The organism is Brachybacterium halotolerans (genome assembly GCF_016623465.1).
In the GTDB taxonomy this organism is placed as follows: domain Bacteria; phylum Actinomycetota; class Actinomycetes; order Actinomycetales; family Dermabacteraceae; genus Brachybacterium; species Brachybacterium halotolerans.
The window spans coordinates 1-19,769 of record NZ_JAEDAJ010000004.1; the positions used below are offsets into that span (position 1 = coordinate 1).

17 protein-coding genes are annotated in these 19,769 nt (G+C 71.4%); 11 read left to right on the top strand and 6 right to left on the bottom strand.

The annotated features are described in order from the left end of the window. Nucleotides 1-316 precede the first annotated feature (316 nt). From I8D64_RS08575 to I8D64_RS08585, 3 genes are read left to right on the top strand one after another with little or no spacing between them, the layout of a single operon-like run. Nucleotides 317-1,675: an ABC transporter substrate-binding protein gene (locus I8D64_RS08575; RefSeq protein WP_200502096.1), complete on the top strand. Its 1,359-nt coding sequence runs from the start codon at nt 317-319 to the stop codon at nt 1,673-1,675. Continuing rightward, nucleotides 1,672-2,631 carry a carbohydrate ABC transporter permease gene (locus I8D64_RS08580; protein WP_343068506.1) on the top strand — a complete coding sequence of 320 codons (960 nt, stop codon included), beginning with the start codon at nt 1,672-1,674 and terminating at the stop codon, nt 2,629-2,631. The genes I8D64_RS08575 and I8D64_RS08580 overlap by 4 nt, the downstream gene beginning before the upstream one ends. Nucleotide 2,632: 1 nt before the next feature. After that, nucleotides 2,633-3,535 (top strand): carbohydrate ABC transporter permease, encoded by a 903-nt coding sequence (locus I8D64_RS08585; protein WP_200502097.1) that lies wholly within the window; start codon nt 2,633-2,635, stop codon nt 3,533-3,535. On the opposite strand, the gene I8D64_RS08590 is transcribed toward I8D64_RS08585, so the two are convergent. Both I8D64_RS08590 and I8D64_RS08595 read right to left on the bottom strand, forming a co-directional pair. Then, nucleotides 3,513-4,538, bottom strand: a complete 1,026-nt coding sequence (locus I8D64_RS08590) for a glycoside hydrolase family protein (protein ID WP_200502098.1) — start codon at nt 4,536-4,538, stop codon at nt 3,513-3,515. The genes I8D64_RS08585 and I8D64_RS08590 overlap by 23 nt on opposite strands. Beyond that, nucleotides 4,528-5,451 (bottom strand): glycoside hydrolase family 172 protein, encoded by a 924-nt coding sequence (locus tag I8D64_RS08595; RefSeq protein WP_200502099.1) that lies wholly within the window; start codon nt 5,449-5,451, stop codon nt 4,528-4,530. The genes I8D64_RS08590 and I8D64_RS08595 overlap by 11 nt, the downstream gene beginning before the upstream one ends. Before the next feature lie 286 nt (nt 5,452-5,737). Between I8D64_RS08595 and I8D64_RS08600 the strand changes: the two genes are divergently transcribed. Then, nucleotides 5,738-6,925, top strand: coding sequence for a DUF4185 domain-containing protein (locus I8D64_RS08600; protein ID WP_200502100.1), 1,188 nt, complete (start codon nt 5,738-5,740; stop codon nt 6,923-6,925). Nucleotides 6,926-7,015: 90 nt separating this feature from the next. On the opposite strand, the gene I8D64_RS08605 is transcribed toward I8D64_RS08600, so the two are convergent. From I8D64_RS08605 to I8D64_RS08615, 3 genes are all read right to left on the bottom strand, one after another. Further along, nucleotides 7,016-8,389, bottom strand: a complete 1,374-nt coding sequence (locus tag I8D64_RS08605) for an alpha/beta fold hydrolase (RefSeq protein ID WP_200502101.1) — start codon at nt 8,387-8,389, stop codon at nt 7,016-7,018. Between the two features lie 65 nt (nt 8,390-8,454). Next, nucleotides 8,455-9,489 carry a LacI family DNA-binding transcriptional regulator gene (locus tag I8D64_RS08610; RefSeq protein WP_200502102.1) on the bottom strand — a complete coding sequence of 345 codons (1,035 nt, stop codon included), beginning with the start codon at nt 9,487-9,489 and terminating at the stop codon, nt 8,455-8,457. Continuing rightward, nucleotides 9,486-10,361: a DeoR family transcriptional regulator gene (locus I8D64_RS08615; protein ID WP_200502103.1), complete on the bottom strand. Its 876-nt coding sequence runs from the start codon at nt 10,359-10,361 to the stop codon at nt 9,486-9,488. The genes I8D64_RS08610 and I8D64_RS08615 overlap by 4 nt, the downstream gene beginning before the upstream one ends. A gap of 352 nt (nt 10,362-10,713) precedes the next feature. On the opposite strand from I8D64_RS08615, the gene I8D64_RS08620 reads away from it, so the two are divergent. Genes I8D64_RS08620 through I8D64_RS08640 form a run of 5 tightly spaced genes read left to right on the top strand, consistent with a single transcriptional unit; the run spans nt 10,714 to nt 16,065 of the window. Further along, the gene (locus tag I8D64_RS08620) at nt 10,714-11,592 is read left to right on the top strand and encodes an SIS domain-containing protein (protein ID WP_200502104.1); all 879 of its coding nucleotides are present in this window, start codon (nt 10,714-10,716) and stop codon (nt 11,590-11,592) included. Nucleotides 11,593-11,612: 20 nt separating this feature from the next. Continuing rightward, nucleotides 11,613-12,581, top strand: a complete 969-nt coding sequence (locus tag I8D64_RS08625) for an ROK family protein (protein ID WP_200502105.1) — start codon at nt 11,613-11,615, stop codon at nt 12,579-12,581. After that, the gene (locus I8D64_RS08630; RefSeq protein WP_200502106.1) at nt 12,578-13,639 is read left to right on the top strand and encodes a 1-phosphofructokinase family hexose kinase; all 1,062 of its coding nucleotides are present in this window, start codon (nt 12,578-12,580) and stop codon (nt 13,637-13,639) included. Before I8D64_RS08625 ends, I8D64_RS08630 begins: the two co-directional genes overlap by 4 nt. Further along, the gene (locus I8D64_RS08635) at nt 13,636-14,493 is read left to right on the top strand and encodes a class II fructose-bisphosphate aldolase (protein WP_200502107.1); all 858 of its coding nucleotides are present in this window, start codon (nt 13,636-13,638) and stop codon (nt 14,491-14,493) included. Before I8D64_RS08630 ends, I8D64_RS08635 begins: the two co-directional genes overlap by 4 nt. 42 nt (nt 14,494-14,535) lie before the next feature. Beyond that, nucleotides 14,536-16,065 (top strand): FAD-dependent monooxygenase, encoded by a 1,530-nt coding sequence (locus tag I8D64_RS08640; protein WP_200502108.1) that lies wholly within the window; start codon nt 14,536-14,538, stop codon nt 16,063-16,065. A 104-nt stretch (nt 16,066-16,169) separates the two neighbouring features. On the opposite strand, the gene I8D64_RS08645 is transcribed toward I8D64_RS08640, so the two are convergent. Further along, nucleotides 16,170-17,342: a Gfo/Idh/MocA family protein gene (locus I8D64_RS08645; RefSeq protein WP_200502109.1), complete on the bottom strand. Its 1,173-nt coding sequence runs from the start codon at nt 17,340-17,342 to the stop codon at nt 16,170-16,172. A 276-nt stretch (nt 17,343-17,618) separates the two neighbouring features. Between I8D64_RS08645 and I8D64_RS08650 the strand changes: the two genes are divergently transcribed. After that, nucleotides 17,619-18,668: an ABC transporter permease gene (locus I8D64_RS08650; protein ID WP_425490287.1), complete on the top strand. Its 1,050-nt coding sequence runs from the start codon at nt 17,619-17,621 to the stop codon at nt 18,666-18,668. Nucleotides 18,669-18,832: 164 nt separating this feature from the next. Continuing rightward, nucleotides 18,833-19,693, top strand: a complete 861-nt coding sequence (locus I8D64_RS08655; protein ID WP_200502355.1) for a carbohydrate ABC transporter permease — start codon at nt 18,833-18,835, stop codon at nt 19,691-19,693. Nucleotides 19,694-19,769 lie beyond the last annotated feature (76 nt).

Here is a 19,769-nt window from a genome sequence, read left to right on the forward strand (position 1 = left end):
CCCACCGCTGGGTCACGATGAGGAAACGATTACCACCTGATCGTTCTGCGTACTGCCGCGTCGAACGAGCAGGTGGGCGACTCGCTGCGCGCCACAGGGACGGAACCGCACCGCACGGCGTCGTCCGCACCTGTTGACCGGGCACACACCCCTCTCTACACTCGGCGTAAACGATTTCTCCCTTCCGGGAGAGCGCCGCAGATGCCCGTCGGACCCGATGGAGGGACCCGACATGACGGGCATGGCGGATTCGGGCACACGGTGCAGGGACGCACCGGAAGATCGGTGCAGCGACGCACCGGGAGAGAGGCATCCGATGCGCAGAAGGACACTCCTCACCACCGCGGCCGCCGGGGCGGCGGCCGTCTCCCTCGCGGCGTGCGGCAGCGGCACGCCCGGCGAGAAGGCGAAGGACTCGAGGGCGAAGAGCCGTACGAACGTCGAGTTCTGGGGCTCGGTCTTCACGACACCGGAGAACGCCTGGTACAAGAAGGTCGTCGAGGACTTCAACGACGCGCAGGAGGACGTGTTCGTCAACTACCAGGTGATCCCCGCGGACGCCTGGGACCAGAAGCTCAAGGCCGCGCAGGCCGCCGGCAACGCACCGGACATGTACATCCAGGCGGGGCGTCTGGACACCGGGGCGCGCACCGGGCTCCTCCACCCCTTGGACGACCTCATCGACGCCTCCGTGTTCGACGAGGTCACCGACCAGGCCAAGGAGATCTCCCAGTACCAGGGGAAGTGGTACGGCTTCCCGCTGCTGCTCGAGCCGCAGATGACGCTGCTGTGGAACAAGGAGCTCTTCGAGAAGGCTGGCCTGGACCCGGAGAAGCCGCCGACGAGCTGGGACGAGATGTACGACGCGTGCGAGAAGATCGCGCCGCTCATGAAGAACGGGCAGTTCTGCGTGGGCACGGCAGCGGACCCGGGCACCTTCGGCTGGACCACGGTCGCCTCGCAGGAGCACGTCGCCGGGCACCTGCCGATCTCCGACGACTGGTCGAAGGCCGACGCGGAGGACCCCGAGTACGAGGATCTGATCGGCTTCTACAAGACCCTGCAGGACAACAAGTGGATGCCCCGGCAGCCGCTGGGCGCGGGCAACTCCGCGCAGCCCTTCGGTGAGGCCAAGGTCGCGATGCTCTCCCAGGGCTCGTGGGCGATGTCCGAGATAGCCGCGGACTACCCGGACATGGTCGAGAAGACGGGGATGGCCCCCTGGGTCCAGAACGACGGCGACCTGGAGAAGTCCATCTCCACGATCGGAAACATGAAGTGGCTGATCGACGCGAAGGCGAAGGAGCCCGAGGCCACGGCGGCGTTCTTCAGCTGGGCGCTCGGCGGGGATCCGGAGGTCCTCAAGCCCTTCTTCGTGGACACCCAGTTCACCAAGGCGCCCGCCCGGCAGAAGGTGGCGGACGTGGTCAACGCGGACCCGAAGTCGAAGGACGCGCCGTGGTCCACGGTGGTCTTCGAGGACATCGTCCCCCACTGCGTCCCGGAGTCGCAGTACCCCGTCGACATCAACGAGGCCATGGGCGACGCGATCCAGGCGGGCATGACCGGCGAGTCCTCGGCGAAGGATGCCCTGAAGAAGGCGAACTCCGAGATCCAGAAGGTCATCGACCGCGAGGACCTCGCGAAGGTGCGCCAGGAGATGGACAAGAAGTGAGCGTCGCCGACGAGACGTCGGCGACGGCTCCGCCGACTCTGCAGACCCCGCCGACCCCGCCGAGGGAGCCCCTGCGGTCCACGCCCGCGCGCAAGGACTCGCTGATGGCCTACATCATGCTGGCGCCGGTGCTGGTGCTGCTGTCGGTCTTCGTGCTGTGGCCCGCGATCCAGGCCGTCTACCTGAGCTTCTTCGACTGGAGCTTCTACACGTCGTCCCAGTTCGTGGCGTGGAAGAACTACGCGAACGTGCTCGGCGACGACAGGTTCTGGCAGGCGATCCTGCGGGGACTCGAGTTCGTGCTGATGACGGTGCCCGTCTCGCTCGTGCTCTCGTTCCTCATCGCCTCGCTCGCCGTCTCGGTCTCCCAGAAGGTGTCCACCCTCCTGAAGATCAGCATCTACATCCCCTCGGTGATCTCCGGCGTGATCGCCTCGATCACCTTCGTGATGATCTACGACTACTCCGGGGGCATCCTCAACGCGCTCATCAACATCGTGGGCCTGCCCAACCAGGCCTGGTTGGGCGACCCGCGCTGGGCGCTCGGGGCGATCGCCCTGCCCGCCGTCTGGCTGGGCCTGGGCATCTCGACGCTGATCATGATCGCTGCCCTGCTCGACGTCCCGCAGAGCTTCTACGAGGCGGCGGAGCTCGAGGGCGCCTCGTGGTGGCAGCGCACCCGGTACATCACGCTCCCGCAGATCAAGAACGTGCTGCTGTTCCTGCTGGTCACGGGATTCGTGGGCTCGATCCAGCAGTACGAGCTGCCCCTGGTGATGACGGCGGGCGGACCGCAGCACGCCACCGAGCTGCCGAACCTCTTCATCTTCAACCACTTCCGGCAGGACACGTACGTCGGCTACTCGATCGCGGCGGCGCTGCTGCTGTTCGTGGTGCTCGGGTCGATCTCCTCGATCATCTTCCGGATCGTCAACTCCGAGAAGCTGGTGGACTGACATGGCGATCGCACCGACCATCCCCGCCATCGAGCCCGCCGCCGAGACGCAGATCCCCGCGCGCAGGCACCACCGGAGGCTCACCCCCGCCCGCGCCGCGGCCCTCGTCCTGAAGTTCGTCGCGGGCGCGATCATCGTCGGCCTCGCCCTGTTCCCGCTGGCGTGGATGGTGATCTCCGGGTTCAAGCTGCGCACCGAGGTGGTGCGCACGCCCTTCCAGTTCTTCCCGGACGTCTGGGAGGTGCAGAACTACGTCCAGATCCTCAGCGACCCGTCGTTCGTGCGCACGCTGGCGATCACGGGGCTCGGCGCCGTCATCTTCACGACCGGCTCCATCCTCATCAACTCCATGGCCGCCTACGCGTTCGCGCGGCTGGAGTTCGTGGGCAAGCGGATCGTGTGGCCGCTGGTGCTGATGACCATGTTCATCCCCGGCATGACGATCCTGCTCACGAGCTTCATCGTGGTCACGAAGCTGTACATGCTCGACACCCTCGCGGTGCTGATCCTGCCGGGGCTGGCCTCGGCGGGGCACGTGTTCTTCGTGCGGCAGTTCTACCTGAACATCCCCTCGAGCCTCGAGGAGGCGGCGCGCGTGGACGGCTGCGGGCGCTGGGGCGTGTACTTCCGCGTGTTCCTGCCGCTGTCCAAGGCGCCGTTCGTGGTGGTGGGCATCGGCTCGTTCATGGCCTACTGGAACAGCTTCGTCTGGCCGGTCCTCACCATCACGAACCCCGATCTGTTCCAGGTCCAGCAGTATCTCGCGAACTTCCGCGGGGAGCGCTCGAGCGAGCTCGGCCTGCTCATCGCCGGCTCCGCGCTCGCGGCGGCGCCGATCATCATCCTGTTCCTGATCTTCCAGCGCCAGATCATCGCGAACATCAAGATGGCCGGACTGAAGTGATCTCCAGCGGGCGGATGCTGAGCCCGCCCCTCCCCCAGCCTCCGCCGGTGACCCACAGCCGCGAGGGGTCCTCGGGGTCGACGACGATCTCCGCGCAGTGCTCGTCGAGGTCGACGTCGATGGCGCCCGCGTCCTCGAAGCGCTCGGGATCGCGCGAGAAGTACGCGAGGGTCCGGTCGTACTGACCTGATTCGCAGACAAACAGGACCCAGCCGAGCGGAGCGTCGGCCGAGGCCGACCCGATCGCCCCGTCGGCCCCGCGGGCCTCGTCGACCCCGTCGCTGCCGACGATCCCGACCGAGCCGTCGGGAAGCACGGGCACCACGAAGGGGGACTCGGTGGGGCCGCCGACGGTCCCGCTCTGCGCGGACCTGTAGGCCACGCACGGCGCGGACCAGGTGACGAGGTCCCTGCTCTCGCGCACGGAGACCTCGTGGAAGCCGCCGTCCGGCCGCGAGGTGCGCGTGCAGTACATGAGCCAGCGCCCGCCCTCGCGCAGCACCATCGGGTCGCGGGCGTCGAAGCCGTCCTCGCAGAGCGGACCGCCCGCGTGGTGCTCCCAGGTGAACAGGTCGGTGCTGGTGGCGAGCTCGATCCGGTAGCGCGTGTGGTCGACCGTCCCGCCGCAGTAGAACATCCAGAAGCGGCCGTCGTGGCGGATCACGTGCGGCGCCCAGACGTGGGTCTCCCCCAGGTCCGTGCGGGCGTGCATCACGGGATCGTGGATGCTCCATTCCGGTGCCTCGAGCGAGGGCGTCGAGGCGTGGAGGAAGAACGTCTCGTCCAGCGGGGCGGCGGGCTCGGGGTGCCAGATGCCGAAGACGTGCCAGCTGCCGCGTGCGTCGCGCACGAGCGTGTGGTCGTTGATGTACCAGGGCGTGCCCGGCGTCGGGGAGGCGTCGAGCAGATGGCGCTTGCGGCAGGGGCGCAGGCAGACGGGCGGGGCGTCGGCCGGGCCCTCGTGCGGGGCACGGGTCCCCTCGGTCCGGGGCTCAGGTGACATCCATCCCGTCCCAGGTGGGCGCCTGCCGGTGCGGATCCTCGACGAAGGGCGCGTGCGGCTCCGTCTGGTACCAGAAGGCGGTGGTCGCCACGTCCTCGCGCAGCGGGCGGTAGCGGACCCTCCCGTCGACCGGCCGGGCGAAGCCGAGGGCCTGCACGGTGACGCGGATCCGCTCGCGGAAGCGGATCGGATCCGGCACGTGCCAGCGGTAGAGGCCGAAGCGGGTGAGGGAGTCGCCGAAGCCGTCGGGCCGGATCACCTGCGGCATCCCGAGGTACGGCGTCGAGTACTCGGCGTAGGCGCCGGCGGGGTGCTCGAAGGCCCAGGCGCCGCCCACGTAGTCCTCGGTGCCGGTGCCGCAGATCGTCGGGAAGATGCTCGGCGCCTCGAGGCCCTCGCCGCCCTCGACCGGTTCGGTGGAGAGGTTCTCGATCTCCATGCGCGCCCGGCGCGAGAACGGCATCGGCCAGTAGCAGTTCAGCCCGCCGGCGGGGGCGACGGTCACCATCTGCGAGGTCACGGGCGCGAACCGGGCCCATCCCTGGCAGAAGAAGTCGCCGAGCGGCACCTCGATCGACGGCTCGGCCTCGTCGTCCCAGAACACGCGCAGCACGAGGGAGCGCAGGTGCTCGGGCAGCACGGTGATCCACATGTGCTGGATGATCCCGGGCCCCTCGACGTCCACGAAGGTGCGCGTGCTGCGCCCGGGCAGGTCGATGCACGGAGACTTCTTCCAGCCCAGGGGCAGCTCGCGGGACGCCCAGGCGGTCTCGTGCTCGCCGTGCTCGGCGCGCCCGCCCTGCCCGGGCGCGCCGGTGGGGTTCTCGGCGCTGATCGAGAACGTGCGCGCGTCGGAGAGCACCGTGAGATCGGGGGCCGACGGACCAGGGGGCGGCGGTGGGGTCGTGTGCATCGGCAGCCCGTTCTCCGCAGGCGCGCGCTCCGACGCTGGAGACGTGGGCCCGTGGGTCGCTAAACGTTTTCGCGGATTCCGGCCACTCTAGAGCGGCCCGCGGGGGAAGTAAACGTCGGACGGGCGGGCCGACGCACGCCGCTCGTGCTCCACGGCGCGCGTGCGGGGTGCCGAGGCGCGCCGACACCCGACTCCACGAGCGAGTAAACGATTGCCGGGACGTGCCGCCGTCGGTACAGTGCGGTGCGCATGCGACGGCGCATGCCCACCGACGAAGGGGTCCACCGTGCACCACGCACCCGAGAACCGGAACTCTCCCGACGACGCCTCGATCCTCCGCTCCTCCGTGCTGCGCGGCGGGGCCTTCGCGATCGGCGCCGGAACCCTCGGCGCGGCGGCGCTCGCGCAGACGGCCAGCGCGCCCGCGGCCGACGCCGCCCCCAGGCCGCGTCCGAACCCGTCGTACCGTCGCCCGCGCGTGACCCGCACGGCGACCCTCACCGGCCCCGGCCTCACCACCGAGTACGGCTTCGAGGCGACCGACCTGGGCGTCCCCTGCCGCACACCCGACGGCCGCCTCCTCGTGGTCTTCGGCGACACCTTCGAGGGCCCGAAGGTGGGGTCGGGCCGCTGGACCTCCCCCGTCGCCCTGTATGCCAAGGACCGGCGCCGGCCGGCCGCGGGCGGTCTGCAGTGGACCGGCGCCGTGGGCGGGGCGCGCGCCGAGCAGCTCATCGACTACGACCACGGCGGCGAGATCAGCACGTACCTGCCCGGGGACGTGATCACCCTGGGCGACACCATGCACCTGTGGGTGCAGGCCAACGCCGGTTTCGGCAACGTGGTGCGCACGGAGATCTGGTCCTCGAAGGACTCCGGGGAGACCTGGGAGCGCGGCGCGGAGATGTTCCCCGGCGACCACCTGGGCGGGCTCTCCCAGCAGGCGACCTGGTGCAAGGACCCGGCGAGCGACTGGGTGTACCTGCTGACCACGGGCTTCCAGCGCGACAAGGGCGCGATCCTGCAGCGGGTGAAGGACTCGAAGATCCTCGACGCCTCGGCCTACGAGACCTTCGGGCCGACCGACGAGGGGAAGACGATCTGGGAGTGGGGCGCGGACCCGGAGCCGGTGGTCGGCGGCTCCGTGGGCGAGATGTGCCTGCGCACGGTCGAGGACCGCTTCGTGCTCACCTTCTTCAACGCGGGTCTCTACCGGATGGACCTGCTCGCCGCGACGTCCGTGACCGGTCTGCGCGAGGGCGCGTTCTCCGAGACGCTGCTGTGGGGCTGCGATTGGGGGCATGAGGACGACGAGCGCGTGGCGCAGCTCTACGGCGGGTACATAGTGCCCGGCTCGACCCTCGACGATCTCCACCTCACCGTCTCCCAGTGGCACACAGGACCGGACTGGCCGTACCACGTGCAGCAGTTCCGGGTGCAGGGCCTCGCCAAGGGGATCCGCGCGGAGAGCTGAGCACGGGCCGATCGAGTCTGCAACGTCCCGCACACCGGCTCCGGGCTGCGTGTCGCGGGGGCGCCCTGCCGCGCGGGCGCCCCGCCGGCATCACGCCACGCGCGTGCCCTGCACGATCCCGATCAGGTGGTCGAGCACGCCCTCGCCGCCCGCCCGCAGGCCGTTGTGCTGGTACTCGCTGGTGACCCAGCAGGTCGCGTCCGGCAGCAGATCGGCCGTGGCGAGGGAGAACTCCCGCGGGACGTAGGCGTCGTCGTAGTAGACGGCCGCGGCGACGGGCACGTCGGCCGCGCGCAGCGCCTCGGGGTCGTAGAGCGCGGGCCACTCGCGCGCGGCCAGCAGGTCGGCGGCCTGCGCCCAGGGGGCGAGCTCGGGGTCCTCGCTGATCGCCTCGCGGTGCATGTGCTCGCCCGCGAGCAGGGTCGGGTCCTCCCGCACCGCCTCGGGCATGGTGCGCTCGGCCGCCCAGTCCATGGCCACGCCGTCGGCCCAGCAGGACTCGTGGAGCACCGCGTAGATCGGGTTGCGGCCGCCGAACGGGAGCGCGGCGGCGAGGTCGTGGCGCAGGACGGGGCTGTCGGGCTCGTTCTCGAGCAGGAAGTGCAGCTTCTCGGAGCCGCCCGAGGCGCCCAGCAGGTGGCCGAGGCGCCGCAGCCGCTCCACGCCCATCAGCTCGCCGTCGCCGAGGACGAGCCGGCCTGCCGCGGCCAGCTCGGCGAGGCGGCGCATGCGGTCGCGGTCGCCCGGGTAGCGTGCGTAGTGGGCCTCGCTGCGGCGGATCATGCCCTGCCAGGTGGTCTCGTAGACCACGTCCAGATCGGGGCCGATCTTGGGCAGGCCCCCGGTGAACATCGCCGCATCCAGCGATGACGCGTACGCACTGAGGTAGCGCAGGGCCGTGAAGCCGCCGAAGGACTGGCCCAGCAGGCTCCACGTGCGGGCACCGAGGGCCTCGCGGACCAGCTCCGCGTCCTCGACGATCGCGTCGGCCCGGAAGTGGGAGAGGTAGTCGGCCTGCTGGGTGGGGCTCGCCTCGCGCAGGGTCACGGGGGCGGAGTGATCCGCTCCCGGGGGCGCGACGACGTCGATCGCGCCTTCCGGCAGCGCGGTGTCGAGGCCGACGGGGGTCGAGCGACCGGTGCCGCGCTGGTCGAGCATGACGACGCGATAGTCCTGGAGCGCGCGGGAGAGCCACGGCGGGTTGGCCGGACACGCGCTGGGGCGCGGCGCCTCGGAACCGGGGCCTCCCTGCAGGTAGACGAGCAGGGGGCGGTCCTCGCCGCCGGGAGCGGTGGCGACGCGCGCGAAGACCTCGATGCGCGGACCCGACGGGTCCGCGTGGTCCAGGGGCGCGCTCACGCGCACGTCGGTGAGCGCGAGCCCCGGCAGGGACCACGTGCTGAGGGAGGCGGAGGGCTGGGAGGCGACGGCCGACGACGTCGTGGAGCCGGAGGTGGTGGGCATGGCATCCAGCGTAGAGGCCGCAGGAGCGGCCGACGGGCGCGCGTCGAGCAGCCCCGCCCCGGGACTCAGGCGCCGTCGGCCCCGTCGACCGTGGTGCCGCCCGGGAAGAACTCCCAGTCGAAGCGGTGCAGCCGCCCAGGGGAGCCCTCGCGGTCGAGCGCGCGCCCGACGATGATGTCGGCCATCCGCGCGAACACGTCCTGGACGCCGTAGTAGCTGATCGGGCCCAGCATCTGGGCGTCGGAGGGGACGTCGCCGATGGAGATGATCTCGAGGTCGTCGGGGACGGAGATGCCCGCGTGCATGGCGGCGACCTGCAGCGCCAACGCGAGGTATCCCGTCGAGCAGATGACGGCCGTCGGCCGGTCCGGCCCCTCGAGCCATCTCTGGGAGTACTCGAAGCTCTGCTGCCGATCGGTGCCGCTGGCGTGCACCAGGTCGTCGCCCGGGGCGTCGCCGGCCTCGGACGCCGCGTCGAGGAAGGCGTGCGCGCGCGAAGGGTAGTAGGGACGCCGCTCGGGATCGATCGCCCTCCCGGTCATGAAGGCGACGGAGTCGTGGCGTGCGCGCAGTCGCCGGTAGGCGGCGTGCACGGCCGGCTGGGCCGAGGAGGAGATGACGTCGAAGCGCTCGGGCTGGATGCGCTCGCTGAAGGCGACGATCCCACCCTGCCCGCGCGCGAGATGGCGGACCTGCTCGGGGCCTTCCGGGGTGACGTCGACGCTGGTCACGAAGGAGCAGTCGAAGGCGGAGCCGGAGAGGAACTCGAACCAGCGCTCGTCGCCCAGGATCAGGGTCGAGAGATCCTCGGGCAGGGCGCGGTCGCGCACCGCGCCGGCGAGGCTCAGACCCCACGGATCCTCGACAGTGCCCAGGGCCAGGACGATGCCTCCGCTACGGCCGGTGCGCAGGGAACGGGCGTTGCGGTTGGGGACGTAGCCGAGCTCCTCGGCCGCACCCCGCACCTTCGCCTTGGTCTCCGGGGACCCGGAGGAACGCGCGCCCCCGCGCCCGGAGAGCACGAACGACGCGGTCGCGACGGACACGCCTGCCCTCTTCGCGACGTCGGCGAGGGTCGCCGGACGGCCGGTGCTGTTCATCGGGAGCCTCCATCTGCGATGACGATCTCGACGCCCGCCTCACGCAGGGCGGCGAGGGCATCGGCGTCGGCGTCCGGGTCGGTGACCACGGCGTCGAGGTCCTCGGTCGAGCGTATCCGCGCGAAGGCGCCGGCGCCGATCTTCGAGGAGTCCGCGAGGACGACGACCTTCTCCGCGCGCTCGGCGAGCCGCGCGGAGATCAGGGCCTCGGCCTCGTCATGGGTGCGGGCGCCGTCGCGCGCGCTGATCCCGTCGACGCCGAGGAACAGCAGGTCGATGCGGATCTGCTCGAGCATCTGCTCGGCCCAGCCGCCCACCAGCTCGAAGCTCCCGCCGCGCACGATGCCGCCGGTGACCACGAGCTGCAGGTGGCGACGCACCGCGAGCTCCTGGGCAATGTTCAGGGCGTTCGTGACCAGGGTCGTGGGGCGGGAGGCCTCGCGGATCGCGTCGCGCGAGGCGAGCTCGTGCGCGAGGGCTGTGGTGGTGGTGCCGCCGTTCAGGCCGACGACGGTGCCGGGGACCAGCATGTCCACGGCGGCGCGGGCGATCGCGTCCTTCGCATCGGCGTGACGGGTCGAGCGGTAGCGCATGGGCAGTGCGCTCGCGTCGGGGTGCGCGGAGGCCCCGCCGTGGCTGCGGATCACGAGCTGCTGCGCGGCCAGGCTGTCGAGGTCGCGGCGCACGGTCGCGGGCGAGGTGCCGAGATCGCTCGCGAGCTCGTCCACGCGCACGTGCCCGCGTTCGATGACGAGGTCGAGGATCCGGTCCAGGCGCTGACGCCGACCGCGGGCAGGAGTCGTCGAGGAGGAATCGGCGGAGTCCTCGGAGCCGGACCCCGCGGGGGTGCTCGACGCTGCGTCGCTGGGCACCGGGCGCCTCCTCGTCCTGCGGTCTGCGGTGGGTGTGCGGTCTGGGATCGCTGCATCGAGGGTAAGCGACCCGGGCGGGCCGTCGGGGGCGAGTCCGCAGGAAGGGCGTGCCGGTCGAGGCGTGACGGCAGACGGGTCGACGGGCGACAGGACGGCCGACCGATGACCGACCGACGGCCGGAGCGTGCTGGGACCGCTCGCTGGATCCGCTCACCCAACTGCGTGACATTGCTCGTTCTGATTGGATATGCTCATAAACAATCACTCCGCATCATGCACTCCGTGGTGCGAGCGTCCGCCGCCGAGCATCTCGTCGGCCTCATGAGCACCCGCCCACCCCGAAGGAGATGCGATGACCAGCGCGACCGAGAACGAGCTCCGCACCCAGCCCGAGACCTGGCAGCAGGCGATCGACCTGCTGCCCGAGGTGCGCGATCTGCTGCCGACTCCCGGCGAGCGCGTGCTCATCATGGGCGCCGGGACCTCGTGGTTCATGGCGATCGCCTACGCGAAGCTGCGCGAAGCCGCAGGCCAGGGCGTCACCGATGCCCTCACCCCGACCGAGGTCTCCCCCGCCCGCAGCTACGACCGCGTCATCGCGCTCTCCCGCAGCGGCACCACGACCGAGATCATCGACGTGCTGAAGAGCGTCTCGGGCACCCCGAGCGTCCTCCTCACCGCGGTCGCGGACGGCCCCGCGAGCGAGCACGCCGACGCCGAGATCGTCCTCGACTTCGCCGACGAGACGTCCGTCGTCCAGACCCGCTTCGCCACCAGCGCCCTCGCCCTGCTGCGCGCCTCCCTCGGCGAGGACCTCGGCGGCGCCGTCGCCGACGCGAGGACCGTGCTGGGTCGCGAGGTCGAGCAGTCCTGGATCGACGCCGATCAGATCACCTTCCTGGGCACCGGATGGACCAAGGGCCTCGCGGACGAGGCCGGCCTGAAGATGCGCGAGGCCTCGCAGTCCTGGACCGAGTCCTACTACGCGATGGAGTACCGGCACGGCCCGATCGCGATCGCCCAGCCCGGGCGCATCACCTACCAGTTCGGGCCCGCGCCGGAAGGGCTGGCGGCGCAGACCGAGCAGGCGGGATCCGCCTTCGTCGACTCCGACCTGGATCCGCTGGCCCAGCTCGTCGCCGTCCACCTGTGGGCGGTGCGCCGCGCCGAGGCGAAGGGCTTGGACCCCGACGCCCCGCGTCACCTCACCCGCGCCGTCCACCTGGGCTGAGAGCAACGATGTCGAGCACGATGCCCTCTGCCCCGGAGCGCCCCGCGATCGGGGTCGACGTCGGCGGCACCCGCACGAAGATCGGCGCGGTCGCACCGGACGGCGCCCTCACCGTCCCCTACTCGCTGCCCACACCGCACGAGCCGGCCGAGCTGGCCGCGATGATCGCCGAGCAGACGGCGCGGCTGCGCGCCCTGGCGCGTCTCGGTGCCGACACCCCCGTGGGCGTCGCGGTGCCGGGGATCATCGACGAGGAGCGCGAGGTCGTCGAGCTCGCCGTCAACCTGGGCTGGAAGGAGCTCGCGCTCGGGCGGCTGCTGCGCGAGCACCTCGACGCACCGCTCGCCCTCGCGCACGACGTGCGGGCGGGTGGGATGGCCGAGTCCGCCTGGGGCGCGGGACGCATGTTCAGCCGGCGCTCCGCCGCGGGCAGCACGGACACCCCGCCGCTCGCCGACCTCATCTTCGTCCCCATCGGCACCGGGATCGCCGCGGCCGTGGTGCACGACGGCGCCGTCTTCGGCGACCGCTTCACCGGCGAGATCGGACAGGTGCGCGTCGAGGAGCCGTTCACGGGACGGATGATGCGCCTCGAGGGGGTCGCCTCGGCCTCCGCCATCGGCCGCCGCTTCGCCGAGCAGATCGACCCCGACGCCCACCCCCTCGTCACCACCGACGGCGGGCGCCCCGCCGCCCGCGCCGTCGTGGATCGCGCCCGCGCGGGCGATGCGGATGCCGAGAGGATCCTGTTCAGCGCCCTGGACACGCTGGGCCAGGCGCTCGCGACGATCATCTCGAGCGTGGGCACCCTGCCCGTCGTCATCGGCGGAGGTCTGGCCGAAGGGGGACCGATCGTGCTGGACACCCTCGAGGCGTCGATCTCCGGACGCCTGGGCGTGGTGCCCACTCCCCCGGTGCTCCCGTCCTCGCTGGGCATGTGGGCCGGCTGCCAGGGCGCCGGGCTGGCGGGGATGGTGCGCGCGTCATGATCTTGGTGCTCACCCCGAACCCCGCGCTCGACGTCACCTACGAGGTCGCCGGTCCCGTCCGCGTGCACGGCGAGCAGCGGGTGCAGCGGGTGCGGACCGTCGCCGGCGGGAAGGGCGTGAACGTCGCCCGCGTGCTCGCCGCGCTCGGCGAGAGCTCGGTGCTCGTCGGCCCCGTCGGCGGCTCCTCCGGCGAGGAGCTCGTGGGGCTGCTCGACGGCCACGGTGCCGCCCAGCATGGCGCCGTCCAGCACGGCGTCGTCCAGCACGGCGTCGTCGAGCAGGCGTGGACCCGCGTCGCGGGGGCGACCCGCCGCACCGTGACCGTCGTCGACCCCGAGGGCGCGACCGGCTTCTACGAGCCCGGCCCGATGCTCTCCCCCGAGGAGCGCGACCGCGTCCTCGCGGGCGTCCGCGAGCGCGCACAGGGTGCCGACGTCGTCGTGATCAGCGGATCCCTCGCTCCGGGCATGGCGGGCGAGGACGTCAGCGCCCTGGTCGCCGAGCTGCGCGGGGCGGGCCTGCCGGTCGTCGTCGACACCTCGGGACCGGCCCTGCTGGACGCCGCGCGCGCGGGCGCCTCGGTGCTCAAGCCGAACCTCGGCGAGGTGCGCGCGGCCACCGGGATCGACGACCCGATCGCCGCCTGCCGCTCGCTCATCGCGCTGGGCGCGGGCGCGGTGCTGTGCTCCCTGGGGCCCGACGGCATGCTCGCCGTCACCGCCGACGCCGCCCTCCGCGCAACGCCGCCGCATGCTCTCAGCGGCAACCCCACGGGTGCGGGCGACGCCTCCGTCGCCGCCGCCTCCCGTGCCCTCGCCCGCGGTGATGGGCTCGCGGACCTGCTGCGCAGCGCCGTCGCCGTCAGCGCGAGCGCCGTGACGCGGCCCGTCGCCGGCGAGATCGACCGGGCACTCGCGCAGGACCTGCGCGGCGCGATCGCCGTCGAACAGGTCCCCTCCGCACCGACCGTTCCGGCCTCCCCGGGTTCCACGGCGCCTACGTCCCCCACGGCTCCCACGGCCCCCATGCCTCCCTCTCACCCCCTGGAGCAGCCATGACACTCAGCGCCCTCGCCCCGCTGGCCGAGCAGGCCCGCGCCGCGCACCGCGGCCTCGCGGCCTTCAACGTCGTCCACATCGAGAACGCCGAGGCGTTCTCCGCCGCGGCGGAGCGGACCGGCCTGCCGATCGTCATGCAGATCAGCCAGAACGCCGCGACGTACCACGGCGGGCTCGCCCCGATCGCGCTCGCGACCCTCGAGATCGGTCGGCGCTGCGCCCAGGACGTCGTCGTCCACCTCGACCACGCCGACGACCTCGACCTCGTGGACGAGGCGCTCGAGCTGGGCTTCACCTCGATCATGTACGACGGCTCGAAGCTGCCGGACGCCCAGAACCGCGCGCGCACCCGTGAGGTCGCCGCGAGGGCGCACGCGCGCGGCGTGAGCGTCGAGGCCGAGCTCGGCGAGGTGGGAGGCAAGGACGGCGTGCACGACCCGTCGGCCCGTACGGACCCGGGCGACGCCGCGCAGTTCGTCGCGGACACGGGTGTGGACCTGCTCGCGGTGGCCGTCGGCTCCTCGCACGCGATGACCACGCGTGACGCGAGCCTGGACCTCGACCTCATCCGCGCGATCGCGGACCGGGTCGAGGTGCCGCTCGTGCTGCACGGCTCCTCGGGCGTGAGCGATCAGGGGATCCGCGACGCGGTCGCCGCCGGGATGACGAAGATCAACGTGTCCACGCATCTGAACAGGGTCACCACCGGCGCCGTCCGCGAGATCCTCACGGGCCAGGAGCCGCCGGCCGACACCCGGAAGTGGTTCGGTCCCGGTCGCGACGCCGGCCGCGACGAGGCCGCGCGCCTGCTCGAGGTGATCGCCGGGCGGCAGCCCGTGCACGGGCGGAACTAGGCTGGTGCCCGGACCCGGGTCCGGCTCGAGGAGGCGCCCGCCATGTCACCGCAGACCCACACCAGCCCGTACGACGTCCTCGTCGTCGGCGCCGGCCCGACCGGCCTGATGGCGGGTCTCGTCGCCCACCGCCGCGGACTGCGCACCCTCGTCGTCGACGCGAAGGACGGCCCCACGCGGGAGTCGCGGGCGCTCGTCGTGCAGGCGCGCAGCCTCGAGATCCTCGACCAGCTCGGACTCTCCGAGCCCGTGCTCGCCGCCGACAACCTCGCCACCGGGATCCAGATCGGCGACGCGGCCTCACCCGTGCGCATCGACATCGCGCCCCTGCAGGAGGGGCGGACGCCGTTCCCCGGCGTCCACGTCTTCGAGCAGTCCCGCACTGAGCAGCTGCTCTCCGCGGCGCTCGAGGAGGAGGGGTGCCCGGTCCGGTACGGGCACGAACTGCGCTCGTTCCTCGTCGGCGCTCCCGACGCACCCGACGGCGTCGAGGCGATGGTGGACGGGCCGACGGGGCCGCAGCGCATCCATGCGCGCTGGCTGATCGGGGCCGACGGGGCGAGCTCGCCCGTGCGCCATCGGTTGGGCCTCGCCTTCGAGGGTGTCACGGACGACGCGACCTTCTGCGTCGCGGACCTGCGCGGGGTGGAGGGCGTGCCCGAGTCGGCGCTCTCGGCGCGCTTCGGCGAGCGTTGTTTCGCGGTCGTCTTCCCCATGGGTCCGGACGGCCATGCCCGTCTGATCTGGCTGCACGGCGCGGCGCACCCCTCCGCACAGGAGGCGATGGCCGGGGCGCAGGAGGACCTGGGCATCACGTTCGCGCACCTGGACTGGTTCTCCTCGTACCGGGTGCACCACCGCGTGGCCGAGCGCTTCCGGGTGGGTCCCGTGCTGCTGGCGGGGGATGCCGCGCACGTGCACTCCCCCGTGGGCGGCCAGGGCATGAACACGGGCCTGCAGGACGCCCACGGCCTCGCCCACCTGCTCGCGGACATCGCCGCAGGGCATCTGGCGTCGGACGCGATCGATCGCTACGAGGCGGAGCGGCGACCTGTCGCTCTCACTCTCATCCGCGCGACGGACAGCGCCTTCGGGCTGATCGCGCGCACCGGCCCGGTGCATGCCTTCGCGCGGCGCAGGCTGCGGGACCTCGCCGGTGCGCTCGCGCCGCGCCTGCTCGCCTCCTCACAGGGTCCGCGCATCGCCGGGTGGCTCGGCCAGTACCGCATCCGCTACCACGTGGCGGCGAAGGGCGGCCCGCTCCCGCGGTGGGCGCGTGACCGGATCGTGGGCGTGCGCCTGCCCCCGACGCCCCACAACGCCGAGCACCTGCGTGCGATGAGCTGGAGGCTGCTCGTCCACGGCGCCCGCGCCGAGCGCCCGGCCGCCGTGCCGGATTGGATCGAGGGCACCTTCTCGCTTCCGGCCGATCCCACGGGCAGCGCCCGACCCGACCGGCTGCTGCTGGTGCGGCCCGACGGGTTCGTCGCGGCCGCCTGGCCGCTGCACGCCGGGGCGAGCGCGGACGCCGACGTCCGGGAGACCCTCGCAGCCCTCGACGTCGTCGACTGAGGTCGGAGCGGCAGGCCCTCCGCGGGCCGCGGGGCCGTGAGCCCCGCGAGGCTGCGGACGACGGGCGACGGACGACGGACGACGGACGACGGGCAGCCGATCCGTCAGGCCTGACCGCCGTCGAAGTACGCGCGCACCTCGGCGGGCACCTCCGGGATGTCGTAGGGCACCCCGCCGTGGCGGATGGACTCCGCGCCGTAAACGCCGGTGGCGACGGCCTCGCGCGCGGCGATCACGGAGACGTCGGTCGCGCCGCCCTCGCGCACGAAGCGCAGGAACTCGCCCACGAGGTTCGGGTCGGCGCCGCCGTGTCCGCCGTCCCCGCGGTCGATGACCTCGACGGAGTCGGGGCTGCCGGGGCCGCCCTTGCGGGATTCCCAGATGTGGATCTGGTCGCCGCCGCCGTCGCCCATGTTCTCGATGCGGCCGGCGTCGCCGATCACCGTGTAGTTCCGCCAGTAGTCGGGCGTGAAGTGGCACTGCTCGTAGGAGGCGAGCACGCCGTTGTCGAGCGTCATGTTGAGCATCGAGATGTCCTCGACGTCGATCGTGGGGTTGAGCTCCTTCTGCTCCGTGGGCGGCCAGGTCTCGGCGTCGAACCAGTCCCACATGCGGCGGTCGGAGTTGTCGCGGCGATCGCTGATGTCGCCGTAGACGGCGAGGTCGCCGATGCCGGAGACGCGACGGGTGTAGCCGCCGGCGAGCCAGTGGATGACGTCGATGTCGTGCGCGCCCTTCTGCAGCAGCAGGCTGGTGGCGCGCGCCCGCTCGGCGTGCCAGTCCTTGAAGTAGAAGTCGCCGCCGGCGCCCACGAAGTGGCGGCACCAGATCGCGCGCACCCTCCCGATCCGCCCGGAGTCGACGATCGCCTTGAGCTGGCGGATCACGGGCATGTGGCGCATGTTGTGGCCCACGAACAGGCGGGTGCGCTTCTCCATCGCGAGCTGCAGCATCGCGTCGGTGTCCTCGACGCGGATCGCCATCGGCTTCTCGGTGAAGGTGGGGATGCCGGCGCCGAGGGTCTGCAGGGCGATCCCGGCGTGCGCGAAGTCCGGAGCCAGGATCATCACGGCATCGACCTCGTGCTCGGCCAGCAGCTCGTCGACCGAGGCGACGTAGGCGACCTCGTCACCGAAGCGCGCGCGGGCGTCCTCGCGGCCCCGCTCGGAGGGATCGACGACGACCGTGACCCGCGAGCCCTCCCCCGGCGTGTGCGCATGCCGTGAGAGGGTGCCGCGCGCCCCGAAGCCGATGATGCCGATCCGCAGGTCCTCCATGGGGACCACTCTCCTTCGCGATGGTGGGGGTCGCCGCCCGGTCCGGGCCGACGCTCGCGCGTCCTCCCATCCCCTCTCGATCATCGGACCACCGGCCGACCCTACGGCCTGCGTCGTCTGCGCGGACAGCCGGGTCCATCGGTCGTCACGGATGATCACGATTCGGTGAATGGATTTACACAGCGACAAAGATCCTCTACGGTCATGCACAGCCTGTCAAGCAGCGAGGCCTGGCAGGGAGGCCGAGCGGCCGCAGCATGACCTGCGAGGAGAGCCATGAGCCAGACGATGCCGGCCACAGCCGCGGAGGAGGAGGCGATCGCCCTGCAGACGCAGGGCGGGAGCAGCCCGAGCCGACGCGGCAGGAAGAACCGTCGCGGCAGAGACGGGCGCGCACCGCGCAGGCCCAAGGACTCCATCGGGGTGCGTCTGCGCCGCGACTGGCAGATGCTCGTCCTGATGATCCCCGGGGTTCTGTGCCTGCTGCTGTTCTTCTACATCCCGATCCTCGGCAACGTGATCGCCTTCCAGGACTACCAGCCGTACCTCAAGATCACCGAGGCGCCGTACATGGCGATGCAGAACTTCATCGACCTGTTCGACGACAGCCGCTTCTTCCTCGCCCTGAAGAACACGCTGATCCTCGCGGTCGTCCAGCTCCTGCTCTTCTTCCCGGTGCCGATCGTCCTCGCCCTCGTCGTCGACTCGATGGTCACCCCGCGCCTGCGCAGGGCCTTCCAGTCGATCGTCTACCTCCCCCACTTCCTCTCATGGGTGCTCGTGATCGCCCTCTTCCAGCAGATGCTGGGCGGTGCGGGCTTCATCAACAAGTTCCTGCTGACACACGGCATGGAGGCGATCCCCTTCATGACCAACCCCAGCACGTTCCCGCTGCTGATCGCGCTCGAGAACGTCTGGAAGGACGCGGGCTGGGGAATGATCATCTTCCTCGCGGCGCTCGCGAGCATCGATGCCTCGCTCTACGAGTCGGCCGCGGCAGATGGCGCCGGTCGCTTCCGTCGGGCCTGGCACATCACGCTGCCGGGCATGCGGCCCGTGATCGTGCTGCTGCTGATCCTGAACCTGGGCTCGATCCTCACCGTCGGCTTCGAGCAGTTCATCCTCCAGCGCGACGCCGTGGGCGCCGATGCCTCGGAGGTCCTGGACACCTACGCCTACTACACGGGCGTGATCGGCGGCGACTGGTCGATGGGCGCGGCCGCAGGGCTCGCGAAGGGCGTGGTCGGCACGATCCTCGTCCTGCTGGCCAACAAGTTCGCCCACATGCTCGGCGAGGACGGCATCTACCGAGGGAGCGCACGATGAGCGAGCACACGACCATCCCGGCCCCCGAGGTCGACGAGAACGACGTCGCCGGACCGTCGGCACGCCCGTCGGCCGGCCCATCGGCCCGCCCCGTGAGGGACGACCGCTCGCTGCACGAGCGGATCTGGTCGCGCATCTTCGGCCGCAGCGAGCGCGCCGCCTGGATGGAGAGACCCTCCCCCGGCCTGTCGGTGCTCAAGGGCCTCCTGATCGCCGTGGTCACCATCTCGATCGTGGTGCCGATGCTCGTGGTCGTCTCGACCTCGTTCGCCTCGAGCGACCAGATCCGCGACGCCGGTGGGTACGTCCTGTTCCCGACGGACCCGACGCTCGAGGCCTACCGCACGATCTTCAAGAGCCCGCTGGTCTTCCGGGCGATCGGCGTGAGCGCGTTCATCACCGTGGTGGGCACCCTGCTCGCGCTGTTCGTGACGATCACGATGGCCTACGCGCTCAGCCGTCCGGTGCTCTTCGGCAAGCCGATGCTCATGGCGATCATCGTGACCCTGTTCTTCAGCCCAGGCCTGATCCCGATGTACCTCATGGTCAAGCAGCTGCACCTGCTGGACACGATCTGGTCGCTGATCCTGCCCGGCCTGTTCGCGGGCTTCAACTTCATCGTCATGCGCTCGTTCTTCATGGGCATCCCCAAGGAGCTGCTCGAGTCCGCCAAGATCGACGGCGCCAGCGACTTCACGATCCTGCTGCGGATCGTGCTGCCCCTGTCCAAAGCGGTCATCGCCGTGATCGGTCTGTTCTACGCGGTGGGGTTCTGGAACTCGTTCTTCAACGCCCTGCTGTACATCAACGACCAGTCCCTGTGGCCCATCCAGATGATCCTGCGCAGCTACGTCATCCAGGGCTCCTCGATGACCGCGGACGCCCTCGGCGTCTCGCAGGCCCCGCCCCCGCAGTCGATCAAGATGGCCGTCGTCGTCGTGGCGCTCGCGCCCATCGTGGTCGTCTACCCGTTCCTCCAGAAGTACTTCTCCAAGGGCGTCATCACCGGCGCTATCAAAGGCTGATCAGCGCAGACGCCCTCTGCATCTCTCTCCCCCCCCCCTCACTCCGCGACGGAATCGCCGCGGCCCCGATGAAAGG

Bases quoted from the DNA above. Each gene is read 5' to 3' on its own strand.
- I8D64_RS08575 (WP_200502096.1), top strand. From the start codon at position 317: ATGCGCAGAAGGACACTCCTCACCACCGCGGCCGCCGGGGCGGCGGCC.
- I8D64_RS08585 (WP_200502097.1), top strand. From the start codon at position 2,633: ATGGCGATCGCACCGACCATCCCCGCCATCGAGCCCGCCGCCGAGACG.
- I8D64_RS08590 (WP_200502098.1), bottom strand. From the start codon at position 4,538: ATGTCACCTGAGCCCCGGACCGAGGGGACCCGTGCCCCGCACGAGGGC.
- I8D64_RS08595 (WP_200502099.1), bottom strand. From the start codon at position 5,451: ATGCACACGACCCCACCGCCGCCCCCTGGTCCGTCGGCCCCCGATCTC.
- I8D64_RS08605 (WP_200502101.1), bottom strand. From the start codon at position 8,389: ATGCCCACCACCTCCGGCTCCACGACGTCGTCGGCCGTCGCCTCCCAG.
- I8D64_RS08610 (WP_200502102.1), bottom strand. From the start codon at position 9,489: ATGAACAGCACCGGCCGTCCGGCGACCCTCGCCGACGTCGCGAAGAGG.
- I8D64_RS08620 (WP_200502104.1), top strand. From the start codon at position 10,714: ATGACCAGCGCGACCGAGAACGAGCTCCGCACCCAGCCCGAGACCTGG.
- I8D64_RS08625 (WP_200502105.1), top strand. From the start codon at position 11,613: ATGCCCTCTGCCCCGGAGCGCCCCGCGATCGGGGTCGACGTCGGCGGC.
- I8D64_RS08630 (WP_200502106.1), top strand. From the start codon at position 12,578: ATGATCTTGGTGCTCACCCCGAACCCCGCGCTCGACGTCACCTACGAG.
- I8D64_RS08635 (WP_200502107.1), top strand. From the start codon at position 13,636: ATGACACTCAGCGCCCTCGCCCCGCTGGCCGAGCAGGCCCGCGCCGCG.
- I8D64_RS08640 (WP_200502108.1), top strand. From the start codon at position 14,536: ATGTCACCGCAGACCCACACCAGCCCGTACGACGTCCTCGTCGTCGGC.
- I8D64_RS08645 (WP_200502109.1), bottom strand. From the start codon at position 17,342: ATGGAGGACCTGCGGATCGGCATCATCGGCTTCGGGGCGCGCGGCACC.
- I8D64_RS08650 (WP_425490287.1), top strand. From the start codon at position 17,619: ATGAGCCAGACGATGCCGGCCACAGCCGCGGAGGAGGAGGCGATCGCC.
- I8D64_RS08655 (WP_200502355.1), top strand. From the start codon at position 18,833: ATGGAGAGACCCTCCCCCGGCCTGTCGGTGCTCAAGGGCCTCCTGATC.